16 protein-coding genes are annotated in these 14,908 nt (G+C 58.3%); 1 reads left to right on the plus strand and 15 read right to left on the minus strand.

Translation table 11 applies throughout. From position 1 onward, the window contains the following. The first annotated feature begins 33 nt into the window (after window positions 1-33). The gene (gene pdeM, locus AC2FFA_RS11670) at window positions 34-696 is read left to right on the plus strand and encodes a ligase-associated DNA damage response endonuclease PdeM (protein ID WP_496851781.1); all 663 of its coding nucleotides are present in this window, start codon (window positions 34-36) and stop codon (window positions 694-696) included. Between the two features lie 2 nt (window positions 697-698). Here the strand turns inward: pdeM and AC2FFA_RS11675 are convergent, their stop codons facing one another. The 15 genes from AC2FFA_RS11675 to AC2FFA_RS11745 form a co-directional block, all read right to left on the minus strand. Beyond that, on the minus strand, window positions 699-1,445 hold the full coding sequence (locus AC2FFA_RS11675) for a LytTR family DNA-binding domain-containing protein (protein ID WP_496851782.1): 747 nt from the start codon (window positions 1,443-1,445) through the stop codon (window positions 699-701). Window positions 1,446-1,651: 206 nt separating this feature from the next. Further along, on the minus strand, window positions 1,652-2,542 hold the full coding sequence (gene folD, locus AC2FFA_RS11680; RefSeq protein WP_117869726.1) for a bifunctional methylenetetrahydrofolate dehydrogenase/methenyltetrahydrofolate cyclohydrolase FolD: 891 nt from the start codon (window positions 2,540-2,542) through the stop codon (window positions 1,652-1,654). 53 nt (window positions 2,543-2,595) lie between these two features. Next, window positions 2,596-2,901 carry a chorismate mutase gene (locus AC2FFA_RS11685; RefSeq protein ID WP_117869727.1) on the minus strand — a complete coding sequence of 102 codons (306 nt, stop codon included), beginning with the start codon at window positions 2,899-2,901 and terminating at the stop codon, window positions 2,596-2,598. Between the two features lie 60 nt (window positions 2,902-2,961). Further along, window positions 2,962-4,638: a formate--tetrahydrofolate ligase gene (locus AC2FFA_RS11690; protein WP_117869728.1), complete on the minus strand. Its 1,677-nt coding sequence runs from the start codon at window positions 4,636-4,638 to the stop codon at window positions 2,962-2,964. A 144-nt stretch (window positions 4,639-4,782) separates the two neighbouring features. Then, on the minus strand, window positions 4,783-5,379 hold the full coding sequence (locus AC2FFA_RS11695) for an MOSC domain-containing protein (protein ID WP_496851783.1): 597 nt from the start codon (window positions 5,377-5,379) through the stop codon (window positions 4,783-4,785). Window positions 5,380-5,480: 101 nt separating this feature from the next. Beyond that, a complete protein-coding gene (gene ftsH / locus AC2FFA_RS11700; RefSeq protein WP_117869730.1) occupies window positions 5,481-7,400 on the minus strand; it encodes an ATP-dependent zinc metalloprotease FtsH in 1,920 nt (639 codons plus the stop codon). 75 nt (window positions 7,401-7,475) lie between these two features. Then, complete coding sequence (gene tilS, locus AC2FFA_RS11705; protein WP_496851784.1) at window positions 7,476-8,735, minus strand: tRNA lysidine(34) synthetase TilS; 1,260 nt, start codon at window positions 8,733-8,735, stop codon at window positions 7,476-7,478. Continuing rightward, on the minus strand, window positions 8,726-9,550 hold the full coding sequence (gene ybgF / locus AC2FFA_RS11710) for a tol-pal system protein YbgF (RefSeq protein ID WP_496851785.1): 825 nt from the start codon (window positions 9,548-9,550) through the stop codon (window positions 8,726-8,728). The genes tilS and ybgF overlap by 10 nt, the downstream gene beginning before the upstream one ends. Before the next feature lie 4 nt (window positions 9,551-9,554). Continuing rightward, window positions 9,555-10,061, minus strand: a complete 507-nt coding sequence (gene pal, locus AC2FFA_RS11715) for a peptidoglycan-associated lipoprotein Pal (protein WP_117869733.1) — start codon at window positions 10,059-10,061, stop codon at window positions 9,555-9,557. A gap of 72 nt (window positions 10,062-10,133) precedes the next feature. Continuing rightward, the gene (tolB, locus tag AC2FFA_RS11720; protein WP_496684077.1) at window positions 10,134-11,453 is read right to left on the minus strand and encodes a Tol-Pal system beta propeller repeat protein TolB; all 1,320 of its coding nucleotides are present in this window, start codon (window positions 11,451-11,453) and stop codon (window positions 10,134-10,136) included. Beyond that, on the minus strand, window positions 11,450-12,553 hold the full coding sequence (gene tolA / locus AC2FFA_RS11725; protein ID WP_299898566.1) for a cell envelope integrity protein TolA: 1,104 nt from the start codon (window positions 12,551-12,553) through the stop codon (window positions 11,450-11,452). The genes tolB and tolA overlap by 4 nt, the downstream gene beginning before the upstream one ends. Before the next feature lie 9 nt (window positions 12,554-12,562). Continuing rightward, entirely contained in the window at window positions 12,563-13,039 is a 477-nt protein-coding gene (tolR, locus tag AC2FFA_RS11730) for a protein TolR (protein ID WP_117869736.1), read from the minus strand. Between the two features lie 2 nt (window positions 13,040-13,041). Then, window positions 13,042-13,737, minus strand: coding sequence for a protein TolQ (gene tolQ / locus AC2FFA_RS11735; protein WP_117869737.1), 696 nt, complete (start codon window positions 13,735-13,737; stop codon window positions 13,042-13,044). A gap of 109 nt (window positions 13,738-13,846) precedes the next feature. Beyond that, window positions 13,847-14,230 (minus strand): tol-pal system-associated acyl-CoA thioesterase, encoded by a 384-nt coding sequence (ybgC, locus tag AC2FFA_RS11740; RefSeq protein WP_299898561.1) that lies wholly within the window; start codon window positions 14,228-14,230, stop codon window positions 13,847-13,849. Continuing rightward, entirely contained in the window at window positions 14,227-14,850 is a 624-nt protein-coding gene (locus AC2FFA_RS11745) for a hypothetical protein (RefSeq protein ID WP_496851786.1), read from the minus strand. Before AC2FFA_RS11745 ends, ybgC begins: the two co-directional genes overlap by 4 nt. Between the last annotated feature and the right edge of the window lie 58 nt (window positions 14,851-14,908).

Genomic DNA, 14,908 nt, shown 5'->3' on the forward strand with positions numbered 1-14,908 from the left:
GCGCAACATTCGCAAACAGTTCAAGAACGTATCATGAACGTGTGCAAGTTTTCCTTTGCCGGTCAGCGGCTCGATGCGTTGCCATCTGGCGCACTATGGTGGCCGGAGCGGCGACTGCTCTGTGTCTCGGATTTGCATCTGGGGAAATCCGAACGCATGGCCCGTCGAGGCGGGGCGACGCTTCCGCCTTATGACAGTCGCGAAACGCTTGATCGGCTGGCGCGCGATCTGGAACACACCAACGCTGAAACCGTCATCTGCCTGGGTGACAGTTTCGACGATCTTGAAGCCGCCCGGGCTCTACCCGGCGCCGAAGGGTTGAGGATTGCAACGTTGCAGGCCGGGCGCCAGTGGATCTGGATCGAAGGAAATCACGATCCAGGCCCGATCGAGATGGGCGGCTCTCATTTGGTCGAATGGCAGTGTGGCCCGCTTATCTTTCGCCATATCGCTCAAAGTCGGCCACAAGGCGAGGTTTCAGGCCATTTTCATCCAAAAGCACGGATACGGACGAAAGGCAGGCACATCTCACGACCCGCCTTCTTGCTGGACAGCAATCGGCTGATCCTGCCTGCCTACGGTACTTATACCGGGGGGTTGCGCAGTTCGGATCAGGCACTGGCAGATCTCATGGACGCGGATGCAATGGCCATTCTGACCGGTCCGCAACCGCGCATGATTCCAATGCCGCGGTAAACTCAGATCAACCCGTCTTCTTCCAACATGGGTTTGTACTTGCGGCTCACCGGAACCAGGTCGTCGTTCATCAGGCGCAAAAAGGTTCTACCGCCTGATTTTTCAACGCAAACGATGGACGCATCCACCACCCAATGTGAACGATGCGAACAGTGTCCGGGAACCGGCTCCATCTCGGCAATTGCATCCGTAAAGCGCGAGCGGACTGTGAACGTGCCTTCCGAGGTCACAACATCCACATTGTGATCCCTGACCGTCAGACGATGGATTTGACCGTCGAAATTGGGTGGCAAGCGTCTGACAAGGCGCGGCTTCTCGATCTCAGGCGCAGAGTCCATCGAAGTATTTAGGTCACCGCGCTGCACAAGAACCAAACCAGTCGCGAACAGGACCCCATAGACTGCCACTGTCTGGGCACCTGGTGCCATGTGACCACCGCAGGTGAAAAGAACCCAAGCCAACATCCAAAGGGACGGTGTGAACAAGACCAGAATTAAAGCGGCAAATGCCACATCACGGGCAGGAACATTCAAAAATACAGGGTTTTTCTGCATCAGCTTTCGCGCCACCCCGGTGACAGTCAAGGCAAGGACCATCACCCCGGTCCAGAAAAGAAGTCGCAATCCAAAGGTCAGATCAGCAACCAGAAACGGCGGAAACGCATAGGCAAGCAAAGGAAGAAAGACGAGACCCGCCATCACCCGCTGTGGGGTAAATGCTTTCCGAATAGTGTCAATCTTGGACGTCATACCGCTTTTGTGCACGATTTAATAAAAATCAACCTGAGCACGTCGAGCACTGATGCACCTTACCTGTAACTGGCTGGGAATACAGGGATATCACGAATTTTAAAGCTGTCAAACCCATTTGGAACAAAATGGCCGTGGCGTCCAGTGTTTGTCCAGCGCAACCAAGGGGTTTGTCGGGCCGAATGGATCGACCCGACCAGATTGCTTTATGCCGTCAAACCTTCTGGTTCGGGCAGAGCATTGGCACGGCAGCACGCAGTCAACGTGTTGGCCAGCAGGCAGGCAATGGTCATCGGGCCTACGCCACCCGGAACCGGAGTGATCGCGCCAGCACGCTCGGACGCGCTGGCATAGTCCACGTCACCGACAAGCTTGTTCTTTCCGTCACGCTCGATGCGGTTGATGCCTACGTCGATCACGGTCGCGCCTTCCTTGATCCAGTCACCCGGCACCATTTCCGGACGGCCCACGGCGGCCACGACGATATCGGCACGGCGCACGACATCCGGCAGATCCTTGGTGCGCGAATGCGCGATCGTCACGGTGCAGCTATCGCCCAGCAGCAGTTGCGCCATCGGTTTGCCCACAATGTTCGAGCGGCCAATCACAACCGCGTCCATGCCGGAAAGTGAGCCGTGGTGGTCACGCAGCATCATCAGGCAGCCCAGCGGGGTGCAGGGCACCATCGACTTCTGACCGGTGCCCAGCAGGCCCACGTTCGAGATATGGAACCCGTCGACGTCTTTGGCCGGGTCGATAGAATTGATCACCAGATCTTCATTCAGGTGCTTGGGCAGCGGCAACTGGACCAGAATGCCATGCACGGCGGGGTCGTTGTTCAGCTTGTCGATCAGCGCCAGCAGATCTTCTTCCGACGTCGCTGCGTCCAGTTTGTGCTCGTACGAATTCATACCGACTTCAACAGTCATTTTGCCCTTCGAGCGGACGTAGACCTGGCTGGCAGGGTCTTCGCCCACAAGAACCACGGCCAGGCCGGGGGTGATGCCGTTTTCCTCTTTCAGCTTTGCGACCTGATCGGCCACTTGTGCGCGCACTTTTGCGGCAAAGGCCTTACCGTCGATAACCTGAGCTACCATGTTTTGATCCCTTCTTTCAAAAAACGGATCGGGCGCACAAAGCGCCCGGTCAGTCAGTCGGTGCCAATCACGCGCTCTTCGCGTGCAATCGACCAGTCAATCAATATGCGCCATAGCTTCTCGGCCAGATCCGGGTCCATCCCCAGCGCGTCCGAGTTTGCACGCACGCGTTGCACCACCTCTTCGACGCGTTCCGGGATACGGGCCGGAAGGCCCTCGCCCGGCTTCAGCTGCGACGCGCGGTCAATATAACTCGCGCGAGTCACCAACATTTCGATCAGTTGGCGATCCAGCTTGTCAATCTCGGCCCGCAGGTCCTGCATCGTGTTACAGTTCTGGGGCGGTGTCAGAGTGGGCATCGTCATCTCCTCATGGCCCGGGAATGAATCCCCGGACCACGAGATGTCTTATTCAGCAGCTTAGAACAAGCCCTCGATCTCACCTGCGTCATTGAGGCAGATGGTTTCAGCGGCCGGCTTGCGAGGCAGACCGGGCATGGTCATGATCTCGCCGCAGACAACCACGATGAAACCGGCGCCTGCGGACAGGCGAACTTCACGCACCGGAACCGAATGGCCGGTGGGCGCACCGCGCAGCGTCGGGTCGGTCGAGAAGGAATACTGCGTCTTGGCCATGCAGACCGGCAGGTTGCCATATCCCGCCTCTTCCCACTCGCGCAGCTGGTTGCGGATCTTGTTGTCGGCCAGAACCTCGTCAGCGCGATAGATACGCTTGGCAATGGTTTCGATTTTCTCGAACAGAGGCATTTCGTCGGGGTAGATCGGTGCAAAGTTCGCGGTGCTGCCTTCGACGATTTCGACAACTTTCTCTGCCAACGGGGCAGACCCTTCGGAACCCAGTTCCCAGTGACGCGACAGAACAGCCTCGACGCCGTGCTCGCCACAATAGTCCTTAACGGCCTGAACCTCGGCATCCGTATCGGTAACGAAGTGGTTAATTGCGACAACAACCGGCACACCGAACGACTTTACGTTTTCGATATGACGGCCCAGGTTGGCACAGCCCGACTGAACCGCATCGACGTTTTCCGCACCCAGATCAGCCTTGGCAACGCCGCCGTTCATCTTCATCGCGCGCACGGTCGCAACCAGAACAACTGCCGACGGGGCAATGCCCGCCTTGCGACATTTGATGTTCATGAACTTCTCAGCGCCCAAATCGGCACCAAAACCCGCTTCGGTCACGACGTAGTCGGCGACTTTCAGAGCGGTTTTGGTCGCGATGACCGAGTTACAGCCATGTGCGATGTTCGCGAACGGGCCACCGTGAACAAATGCCGGATTGTTTTCCAGCGTCTGCACCAGGTTGGGCTGCATTGCGTCCTTCAGCAGAACGGTCATCGCGCCTTCGGCCTTGATGTCGCGGCAATAGACTGGGGTCTTGTCGCGACGGTAGGCAACAATGATGTCACCCAGGCGCTTTTCGAGATCCTTCAGGTCGTTGGCGAGGCAGAGGATCGCCATGACTTCCGACGCCACGGTGATGTCAAAGCCAGTTTCGCGCGGGAAACCGTTCGACACTCCGCCCAAAGATGCAGTGATCTGACGCAGCGCCCGATCATTCATGTCGACCACGCGACGCCATGCAACGCGGCGGATATCAATCTCGCACTCGTTACCCCAGTAGATATGGTTGTCGATCATCGCCGACAGCAGCGAATGCGCCGACGTAATCGCGTGGAAGTCACCGGTGAAGTGCAGGTTCATCTCTTCCATCGGAACAACCTGCGCGTAACCGCCACCAGCAGCGCCGCCCTTCATGCCGAAGTTCGGGCCCAACGAGGCTTCGCGGATACAGATCATCGCGTTTTTGCCGATACGGTTCAGACCGTCACCAAGTCCAACGGTGGTGGTGGTCTTGCCTTCACCTGCCGGGGTCGGGTTGATCGCAGTGACCAGGATCAGTTTGCCATCTTCGCGGTCCTGCACCGAGTTGATGAAGTCCTGGCTGACTTTTGCCTTATCATGGCCGTAAGGCAGCAGATCCGCAGAGTCGATGCCAATCTTGGCACCGATTTCCTGAATCGGCTTTTTGTTCGCTTCGCGGGCGATTTCGATATCGGATTTGTAGCTCATTGGCCGGGGTCCTTGATTGAATACCGTGCAAAGCCGACGCAGGGCGTCGGCGCTGTGCATTCCATACCCTTGTGTACAATTTCAATAGCCATGGATTCCGACATTCTGGCGTCGTGAAGCGTCGTAAGTTCGTTTCAGGGGTTTCTAATCGGAAACAAGCCCGTTTTCGCAAGCCCAGGCAGGTTGATCCGGAACAAACAGCTTTAGCCGATCCCCAAGTTGAATGCGTCCAGGTCGCTCTATCCATCCAGTGATGCCCCGACGTCCGGCCGCCGCAGGTTTGAAAGTCGGGCCACACCCAGGGTGATCCGCTTCAACCTCGCGCCCAGGCAGAACACATGGGGCGTTTTCCATGTCTACTGTTATCGTCATCCCACTTTTTGCCTGAAGACGTGAAGACGGCGGAATATGTGAGAAATCCGGGATCCCACGCAGCACAATGGACGCCCCAAGGTAAGACGGATCAAGCTGGTCCAACCCCATGTCCTGCGCAATTTGCTGCAACTCCTCGGCAGAGAGAACCGAAAGCTGACGCACATTGCGAATTTCGGTGCCTTTTGGATAGAGATTTGAGACCCTGACACATGACGCGCGATTAAGCCCCTCGTGGCGCTCGCCCTTTACGCCGTCGAAGCCCAGATCAAGCGTATCAACGGCATCAGCTCGCAGGGATTTTCCCGCAGGAACATGGCCAAGCCAGATTACTTCAGCAGTATACTCGGTTTCCCGTAGAAACGGCATAGCCTTCCCTTTTCATCCTTTTGCTTGCGCGCATAATGCCCGGCAAAACCCCGATGAAAAGAGAAAAGACCCGGAGCGTGCCCCGGGTCTGTTTCTTTTGCCTATGCAGTGGGTTCAGGCTCCATCCCGCCATCATCGGGAGGAGACTTCTTGGCCTTTGTCTTAGGAATGGCCGTGACACTGGGCGCGCTGCCTTCATCCGGCTTGTCGCCTTCATCATCATCCTCGCTGGGTGACTCGCCATTCATTACGCGTTTGATCTCATCCCCAGTCAGGGTTTCATACTCAAGCAGGCCCTGCGCAAGACGCTCCCATTCTTCGTTCTTTTCGGTCAGAATCTGGTGCGCCCGCTCGTATCCTTGCTGGATTAGGCGTTTCACCTCTTCCTCGATCAGTTCTTTGGTATGGGCAGAGACCGAGAACCCGGCAGTATTGCCCTGATATCCCTCATGCGCTTCGGCATAGTCGATATTGCCAACCTTGTCAGACATACCCCAGCGCATCACCATGGCGCGCGCCAACTGGCTGGCCTGCATGATGTCCCCGGCCGGGCCGTTCGACACATGATCTTCACCATATTTGATCACTTCCGCGGCTTTCCCGGCCATGGTCATAGCCAGCTTTTGCTCACATTCATCACGGTGATAGTTCAGACGGTCCATTTCTGGCAGTGATACAACCATACCCAACGCGCCACCGCGCGGGATGATCGTCGCCTTATAGACCGGATCACACAGCGGCAGACTCAGGCCGACAACGGCGTGTCCGGCTTCGTGATAGGCGGTCTTTTCCTTCTGATCCTGGGTCAGCACCATCGAGCGGCGCTCGGCGCCCATCATCACCTTGTCCTTGGCGTTCTCAAAGTCCTCCATGGTTACAAAGCGACGGCCTACGCGGGCGGCCATCAACGCGGCCTCGTTCACGAGGTTTGCCAGATCAGCACCCGAGAAACCCGGTGTCCCGCGCGCAATGATGCGCAGATCGACATCGGGGCCCAGAGGTGTCTTGCGGGCATGTACGCCCAAAATCTTTTCGCGGCCTTTAATGTCAGGATTGCCAACGGTGACGTTGCGGTCGAACCGGCCCGGACGCAGCAAGGCCGGGTCCAGTACGTCCTTGCGGTTGGTGGCCGCCAGAATGATCACACCTTCGTTGGCTTCAAATCCGTCCATCTCGACCAGCAACTGGTTAAGGGTCTGTTCGCGTTCGTCGTTACCACCGCCGTAACCGGCACCACGATGGCGGCCAACGGCGTCAATCTCGTCGATGAACACAATGCAGGGCGCGTTCTTCTTGGCCTGTTCGAACATATCGCGGACACGGGATGCACCGACACCTACGAACATCTCGACAAAGTCGGACCCCGAAATGGTGAAGAACGGAACGCCCGCCTCACCCGCGATGGCACGGGCCAGCAATGTCTTACCCGTCCCCGGTGGTCCCACCAGCAGAGCACCTTTCGGGATCTTGCCGCCAAGCCGGCTGAATTTCTGCGGATTGCGCAGGAATTCTACGATCTCTTCCAGTTCTTCCTTGGCCTCGTCGATTCCTGCGACGTCATCAAAGGTCACGCGACCATGCTTCTCGGTCAGCATCTTAGCCTTGGATTTTCCAAAGCCCATCGCGCCGCCTTTGCCACCGCCTTGCATCCGGTTCATGAAATATACCCAGACACCGATCAGCAACAGGAACGGCAAGAGCGTGATCAGGAACGACTGGAAGCCAGACTGTTGTTGCTTGACCGCCTGAACCGGGATGTTCTCATCGATCAAAAGCTTGGTGACTTCGGCATCGCCGGGTTTGATCGTGACATAAGTCGCACCGCTTTCTGTGGTATAGCGAATCTGCTCGCCATCCAACGTCACGTTCTTGACTTCGCCGCCTTGCACGGCGCCGACAAAGTCGGAATAAGTTCTCTCATTGCTCTGAAGCGTTCCGCCCGGTCCACTGAACAGATTGAACAGTGCAAGGATGAGCAAGAACAGAACGACCCAAAACGCGATATTGCGAGCGTTGCCCAAGGAAATTCTCCCAAAAGTTCCGGCAGGTGAGGAGCTGCCAAGTTACCTCTTAAAATAGAGAGGATTGTGGTATGTTCAATGCGATAAAAAAGATGCGTAGAACTCGGGCCATTCTGGTGACGTGTCCGCGCGCCATCCGTTCGCGAATCCCGCAAGCGGAGCAGCCAGCACCGTTTCCCCTTTCCAGACAGCAGGCGTCGCGCTCAAGGCAAGTCTGGGGCGGCCTATTTCGCGCCAATCGGGCACCTGTCGCAGCCCATCTTCACCCAAAGCGCGGATCTCGGCACCGGATATTTCGGGTCCGCTCAAGACCCATTTGCCATCCCATACTTCGTCGGATGCTGATATCTGAGCCTCCACGGTCCTAAATTCCCTGCAAATCCAAACACTATTGCCCTCGGGGACCAACAGACACCCACCGACCGATCCAGACCGCCCGTTGGTCATGGCCTCCATCGCCTGCTCGACCGCAGCCTGACGCGGGGGGTATCCCTGCCCTGCGATCCAGGCGAGGCTTCCAACCAACACGCGGCGTCGGATTTCTTTGGGCAATGCGGCAAACCCGGCTCTGTCCACCTTCACATCACCTTGCTCAACCTGGGCTACATTCCGTGCGGATTCCTGCGCAAACACACCCAGGGCTGCATGTGCCTGCGCCAGGTTGTCGGCCACTCGAGACAGTGAAAGCGCGTCAATTCCCAATGGTTTGAGGCCAAATAGGGCTTCTCGCGCTTTGATGCGGTCGAAACGTGTGTCCTGATTCGACGGATCTTCGACCCACGATGCGCCGATACCGGCCAGGTAGGCTCGCAGGTCCTTTCGGGTGATCCCCAGCATAGGTCGCAGTAATGTCAGCCCTTCCAGTTGCCGACTTGCCGACATGCCGGACAGACCCGTGACACCTGATGATCGACCCAAGCGCATCAACAACGTTTCCGCCTGATCATCTGCTGTATGCCCCAACGCCATGGCGTCTATTCCGCGCTCCCGCGTCCAGTCGGCGAGCAATTTGTAACGAGCCTGACGCGCATGATCCTGCAAGTTGCCAGCGCCGTCCCAACCCGCCCAATGCAAAGTATCATGAGCCATCCCCAATGCAGCGGCCTGGCGGGACACGGCCTCGGCCTCCTGCCTAGCCTCGGGGCGCAAGCCATGATCGACCGTGGCAACAAAAACGGTGGTCGTTTCGGTTTGAGCGATCTCATGCAAGAGATGCATCAGCGCGACAGAATCCCCACCACCTGACACCGCTACCCCCAGTTTGCGCGGAAGCCTTTCGGGAAGCCGGGCGCGAAGCTCTGCAAGCAGGTTTTCGCTGTGTCGTCTCAAGAACACCCCAGCGCAGACATCTCTTGCGTGGCATTCGCGAACGCGGGTGCGGATGGAAAGCGCACGCCAACTTCATTGAGCGTGATGCAAGCCTGATCGGTCTGCCCCAGACGCCCCAGCGCCGCGCCCAACTCATAGAGGGCCTCGGGGGCTAAGGGACCTTCGGAATCTCCGGTAAAGCTAGCCAAGAACGCACGCGCGGCTTCGCGGGTGTCGCCAAGGCCTTCAAGCGCATGACCTCTTTTCAGATTAGCTTCAGGGGCAAGAGGGCTGCCGGGATAGCTTGTTTCAAACTGCGCAAACAAGGTGGCAGCGGTCTGATAGTCGCCTTCGGCCAGCGCTTGCGATGCCGCGTCGAAATCCGCCCGTTCACCTACAGCAAGTTCACCCTGATCTGTTTCAGGTGGTGTGGCAGGCGTGATTGCAGCTGTACCAGCATCCGTGCCATCTCCACCCAGCGTGCTCGTCGGCTCACCCGATATCTCGCAATTTGCCTCCAACTCGCACAGACGAAATTCCAGATCCCCGATGCGATTGGTGCCATCGGAGACAATGCTCTGCACCCGCTGGTTAAGCTGTTCGGTCTGACGGGTCAGGCGCTGCAATTCGGCCTCTATTGCGTCGACGCGCTCAAGAATCGAACTGCCGGACAAATTTGGCGGGGGGGATCCTGTGGTGGAAAACTCGCGCTTCAGACGCTGAATTTCCACGTACAGCACCGTCAGCTCCTGGCGTATGTCAGCCAAGGTCTGTTGATCTTGTGCCTGTGCAACACCGGTCGTCGCCATGACCGCCGCCAATACCCATCCTGCAATACGCATTGTCTTACCCCAGAGTTGACCCGGTCAGCACCGTTACCGCGCGGCGATTCTTGGAATAACATTCCTCAACGCTGCAAATTTCGATTGGGCGCTCCTTGCCGTAGCTGACGGTTTTGAGACGGTTGCCCGCGACACCGCGCGAAATCAGATACTCACGCGCGGCATTTGCCCGACGCGCGCCCAGCGCAAGGTTGTACTCGCGCGTGCCCTGCTCATCCGCGTGACCTTCGATCGTGGCAACAAAATCCGGATTGGCCAGCAGCCAGTCGGCTTGTCCTTGCAGTACGGTCTGCCCCTGCGGAGACAAGGTCGACTGGTCCACGGCGAACAGAACACGGTCGCCGACGGTTTGCTGGAAATACGCTGGCGAACGCGGGTCACTGGGCGAGCCCGGTACGATTGCGCCAGTGCCACCGGCACCACCGCCGCCCAAAGCAGAGGGGTCATTGTTCGTACAGGCCGCGATCACACTCAGCGCGCCCAACGCCAGGACTTTGCTCAATACATTCATTTCAAGTGCCTCGTGTTTTGATTATTGCCGCCTGTCTACCACAGGGACGATTCGTTGTGAACTTTGCTGCGATCAATTCTGTAGTGGGCCCCATGACGGATCACTGCCGCCATCCGGTGTACGCACAGGGCGCAGGTTGCGGCCCGAGATATCCACCGAATACAGCGAGGCCCGGCCACTGGCACCCTGCGTTTCACGGGTGAACATGATGACACGTCCATTGGGCGACCACGTCGGGCCTTCATCCAGGAACGAGGCCGTCAGCAACCGCTCTTCGGACCCGTCCGTGCGCATAACGCCAATGTGGAAACGGCCCTGGTTTTGCTTTGTAAAGGCAATCAGATCGCCACGCGGGGACCATACCGGCGTGCCATAACGACCTGCGCCAAAACTGATCCGCGTGGCCTCGCCTCCGTTCGCAGGCATCACGTAAAGCTGCGGCGTACCAGAACGGTCGCTTTCAAACACGATCCGGCTGCCGTCGGGCGAATAGCTGGGTGCGGTTTCAATCGCCGGCGTGTTGGTCAGACGGGTGCTTTTCCCCGAGGCCAGATCCATTTTCCACAGATCCGTATTTCCGCCCTGAATCAATGAATACACGATCGACCGGCCATCCGGCGAAAAGCGGGGCGAGAAGCTCATGGTTCCGTCCTGCGTCTTCAGTTCCTGCCGTTTGACGCGGCCCACATCCAGAACATAGATGCGCGGGCTGCCGCTTTCATAGCTGGTGTAAAGCAACCGATCGCCGGTAGGCGAAAAGCGCGGCGCCAGCACGATCGCCGCACTGTCGGTCATGTACTGCACATTCGTCCCATCATAATCCATGATCGCCAGACGTTTCAGGCGCTGGTTCTTCGGCCCGCTTTCCGAAACAAAGGCCACGCGGCTGTCAAAGTAACCGCCCTCGCCCGTAATCCGGCTGTACACCTGATCGGCCACCTTATGGGCCATGCGTCGCCAGCCTTCGGTGGTACCCGCCAGTTGAAGGCCGTTCCCCAGTTCCTGACCCGAAAACACATCCCAGACCCGAAACCGAACCGTGAGGTTCTTGCCCGAAACATTGACCGCCCCCGTGATCAGCGCATCGGCATTGATCGCTTTCCAATCGGCAAACTGAACCGGTGCTTCGAAGCTGCTGACCCGGCTGATGAACGCATCCGAGGAGATTTCGCGAAACAAACCGGTTCCCGTCAGATCAGCCGCCACCACGCGCGAGATGTCCTGTGCAAATTGCGCCGCTGACGGGCCATCGGGGACAAAGTTCGGTACCGCAAAGGGCAATGGTTCGATAATGCCCTGGTCCAACTCCAGTCGCAGGGGACCGTTCTGTGCAAGAACCGGCGCAGACATCAGCGTCAGGCCGACAAAGAGGCTGGTCAGAAGTTTCATCATTTGATCCGCATCCTCTCGGGATTGAATGTAATCTCAACATCCTGCCAATGAGCGTATTTGTCAGCAGGCAAGTCATATCCTCTGGCCCCGCAGCGTAAAATCGCGCGCCGGGCGGCCTGATAGGCCTGATTGGCCGCACCCGCAGACCCACCAGAACTGTCCAGCATCCGAATGCTGCCATCCACAACTGTACCATCACGGTTCAGCGAAAATGCTACAACGACCACAGTGCTCAGCGCATCCGTAGACAAAGAGCCCACGTTCCAGCATTTGGACACGGCCAATCGCATCGCGTCCTTCTCGCCGCTGGTCAGCGGTGGGCCGGAAGGCTCGGTTCCGCTGCCCAAGGCTTCGGCCAGAGCGTCATTGATTGCGACCTCATCGGCCTGTGCGTCAGGTTCAGGTACCGCTTCCGGCGTCTGCGCCACAACAGGTTCGGGCGGGGGGCTTGGGCGGTTCGGACGCACCCGCGGTCGCGGTGACGTAAGCGGAGATTGCTCTTTGGTTTCCTCTGCCTCGGTCACGATCTCCGGGGCCGCTTCTTCCGGCGCAGTCTGATCCTGTTGTTCCTGCTGAACCTCGGCGCCTTCGTCCAGAGACACCGGCGGCGTTTCGAAATCATCCGGTTTTGCCTCGGGCGGTGGTGGCGCTATGGCCTCGGGGGCGACACGATCCGACGGGCGCGGCTGCGCCTCGGGCCCCGGGGGCACAGGCTGTGCGACAGGTTCGACCTCGGGCTCTGTCAATGTTGGCGGTTCGTCCGGCACGTCCGGCTCCGGCGGCGCTTCGACGATTACAGGAGCAGGCTCGGGTTCGGGTTCGGCAGGCACGACGGGTTCAGGGCGCGGCTGTTCCTCGACCACAGGTTCTGGCGGCTTGGTCTCAGCCTGTGGTTCGGGCGGCTGTTGCAATGCCGTCGGCACCTCCGGGATCGCAGGCGCATCCCGCTGGGCCGTCATGGCCGCGAATTGTTCAGCGGTAATCACTGACACATCCTGTACGGCCATCGGCAACGGCTCGGATCGGAAGGTGCCGCCGAACAGCGCCGCTCCGATCAGGCTGACATGCGCAATCGCCGAAATCTTGGTGCCGGTATCCACCGTGCGGCCTCACTCTCCACCTTCATCCAGCGTCGGCCCGCCCGTATCGGTCACAAGCCCAACGTTGGAAAACCCGCCCGCGTTCAGCGCACCCATGACTTGCATGACTTGAGCGTAAGGAATTGCGCCATCGGCGCGCAGGAAAACCCGGTCACTGCTCCGCTCTGCGGCGATGGCCCGCAGCTTGCCAATCAACTCTTCGCGCAACACGTCAGTTGTCTGAATTTGCACACGTCCATCTGCCGTCAGAGTCACGGTCAACGGTTCTTCATTGTCACTGGGCAAAGCACTGGCAGCGGTCTTGGGCAGATCCACCGGAACACCGACGGTCAGCAATGGCGCGGCCACCATGAAGATGATCAGCAAAACCAGCATGACGTCCACAAACGGGGTCACGTTGATCTCCGCCATGGGTTGCGCGCGACCGCGACGCCGGCCGCGTCTGCGCCCGTTTCCACCCGAAGATTGCTGAACCGCCGCACCCATTGTCAGCTGTCCAACTGGCGCGACAGGATGGTTGCGAATTCATCGGCAAAGGCTTCGTACCCGCCCACGATGCGGTCACAGTCTGCACTGAGCTTGTTGTAAAAAATCACCGCCGGGATCGCCGCCAGAAGGCCCAGCCCCGTCGCCATGAGCGCCTCGGCAATACCTGGGGCCACGACCGCCAGGTTGGTATTCTGCTGCTCTGCGATTTCGATAAAGGCATTCATAATGCCCCAGACGGTACCAAACAGGCCGATGAACGGCGCAGTCGATCCAACCGTGGCCAAGATGGGCAGACCTTTCTGCAAGGTCTCTGCCTCTTTCGCAATGGCCACATCCATGGAACGGTCTATCCGCGCGGTCGCTCCGGCAATCAATCCGCCATCATTTCGGTGCGACCTTCGCCATTCGATCATGCCCGCTGCAAAAATCTTTTCTGAACTGCCATCCGGCTGGGTTCCGATCTGTTCGAACAACTCGTCCAAAGGGTTTCCGGACCAGAAGCTCTCGTCAAATGTCTGCGCCTCGCGACGGGCCGCGCGGTAATTGATCAACTTCTGGATAATAATACCCCAAGACCAGATGGATGCGCCGATCAGCATCAACATCACCAATTTGACGATAAAGGTCGCGCGGGCATACAGCCCCCACATGGAGAAATCGATCTCCTGCGCCAGCGCCAGCGTTTCAGCTTCCATGAACCTGCTCTTTGTTTTGCCTGACGGCCGTTTGTTTGGCCTTGTTTTGCCAAACGCTAACGCAGTTGGGGCTGAAATGCCAACAGAACCACCCCTGAGACGCAAATTGTTACATCAATGCGCGAATCTCTGCCGGAAGTCGGATCGGCCTGCCGTCCTTGTTGATGCACACAGCTGTGACCGAGGCGCGAAAAATCTCGGTCTCGCCGCGCCGGACCAGCTGCGCCATGGTCAGCCGCACACCCGAGATTTCCGTGACTTCGGTTTCGACGATCAGTTCGTCATCGAACCTGGCAGGCGAAAGGTAATCGGCCTCAACCCGCCGCACGACCCAAACAATGCCCTCTTCCCGCATCGCGTTCTGGTCATTGCCCAGATTGCGCACCCAATCCGAACGCGCACGTTCAATATACCGCAGATAGTTCGCGTGATAGACAACGCCGCCCATGTCGGTGTCTTCATAATATACGCGAACCGGGTAGATGTGTTTCATTGCGGTGGCTCCAACCGGGCAAACAACCTGAGCGCATGAGACGCATCCTGCGCCGCCCCTGGCAGAACCGGATCATAAGCTGACCGGATTAGCGCAGCAATGTCGGGGCGAAGGATCGTCGTTTCACCTGCCACAGCCAGCGGAGATTGCGTTCGAAACGCAGTATCGGACCAAAGCAGGATGGTTTGCACCACCTGCCTCAGCGCCAGCGCTTCCGCCGGTACCTTGGACAACTGCTTGTCCATGCGAAGAAAAACAAAAGCCGCACGGATCGCGCCGTCCTCTTCGAACCGGAAAACGCGGTACTGGTTTGCATCCGCTTCAACCAAGCGCTCGACCAACGGTGCCAGATCGGGAATCAGACGATCAAGATCCGGCACCTCCAGCAGCTCTTGCCAATCCCGGAAGAAGAAGATCATGCAGTTGGCACCAAGCTCGGGGTCGGTTTCGGCCATTTTGTGACCGGCCAGAGTGACAACAGCCTCGAATGCGCCCTTCACAGTGGACAGCGTCTCGTCTTCTACACCAAACACAATCGGCACGATGGGCCGCCCCCAACGCGCAAACAGAAACTCACCGCTTTCGCGCGTAAACAGTGCCTCAATCTCTTCCGGTGTCACGCCCAGCCCTTCATCTTTTCGAAAAACCTCACACGGAAAGGCATAAAATCTCTGGGCG

The organism is Ruegeria sp. YTSB088 (assembly GCF_059609825.1).

Bases quoted from the DNA above. Each gene is read 5' to 3' on its own strand.
- tolQ (WP_117869737.1), bottom strand. From the start codon at position 13,737: ATGGAAGCTGAAACGCTGGCGCTGGCGCAGGAGATCGATTTCTCCATG.
- AC2FFA_RS11675 (WP_496851782.1), bottom strand. From the start codon at position 1,445: ATGACGTCCAAGATTGACACTATTCGGAAAGCATTTACCCCACAGCGG.
- folD (WP_117869726.1), bottom strand. From the start codon at position 2,542: ATGGTAGCTCAGGTTATCGACGGTAAGGCCTTTGCCGCAAAAGTGCGC.
- AC2FFA_RS11685 (WP_117869727.1), bottom strand. From the start codon at position 2,901: ATGCCCACTCTGACACCGCCCCAGAACTGTAACACGATGCAGGACCTG.
- AC2FFA_RS11690 (WP_117869728.1), bottom strand. From the start codon at position 4,638: ATGAGCTACAAATCCGATATCGAAATCGCCCGCGAAGCGAACAAAAAG.
- tolR (WP_117869736.1), bottom strand. From the start codon at position 13,039: ATGGGTGCGGCGGTTCAGCAATCTTCGGGTGGAAACGGGCGCAGACGC.
- pdeM (WP_496851781.1), top strand. From the start codon at position 34: ATGAACGTGTGCAAGTTTTCCTTTGCCGGTCAGCGGCTCGATGCGTTG.
- tolB (WP_496684077.1), bottom strand. From the start codon at position 11,453: ATGATGAAACTTCTGACCAGCCTCTTTGTCGGCCTGACGCTGATGTCT.
- AC2FFA_RS11695 (WP_496851783.1), bottom strand. From the start codon at position 5,379: ATGCCGTTTCTACGGGAAACCGAGTATACTGCTGAAGTAATCTGGCTT.
- ybgC (WP_299898561.1), bottom strand. From the start codon at position 14,230: ATGAAACACATCTACCCGGTTCGCGTATATTATGAAGACACCGACATG.
- ybgF (WP_496851785.1), bottom strand. From the start codon at position 9,550: ATGCGTATTGCAGGATGGGTATTGGCGGCGGTCATGGCGACGACCGGT.
- pal (WP_117869733.1), bottom strand. From the start codon at position 10,061: ATGAATGTATTGAGCAAAGTCCTGGCGTTGGGCGCGCTGAGTGTGATC.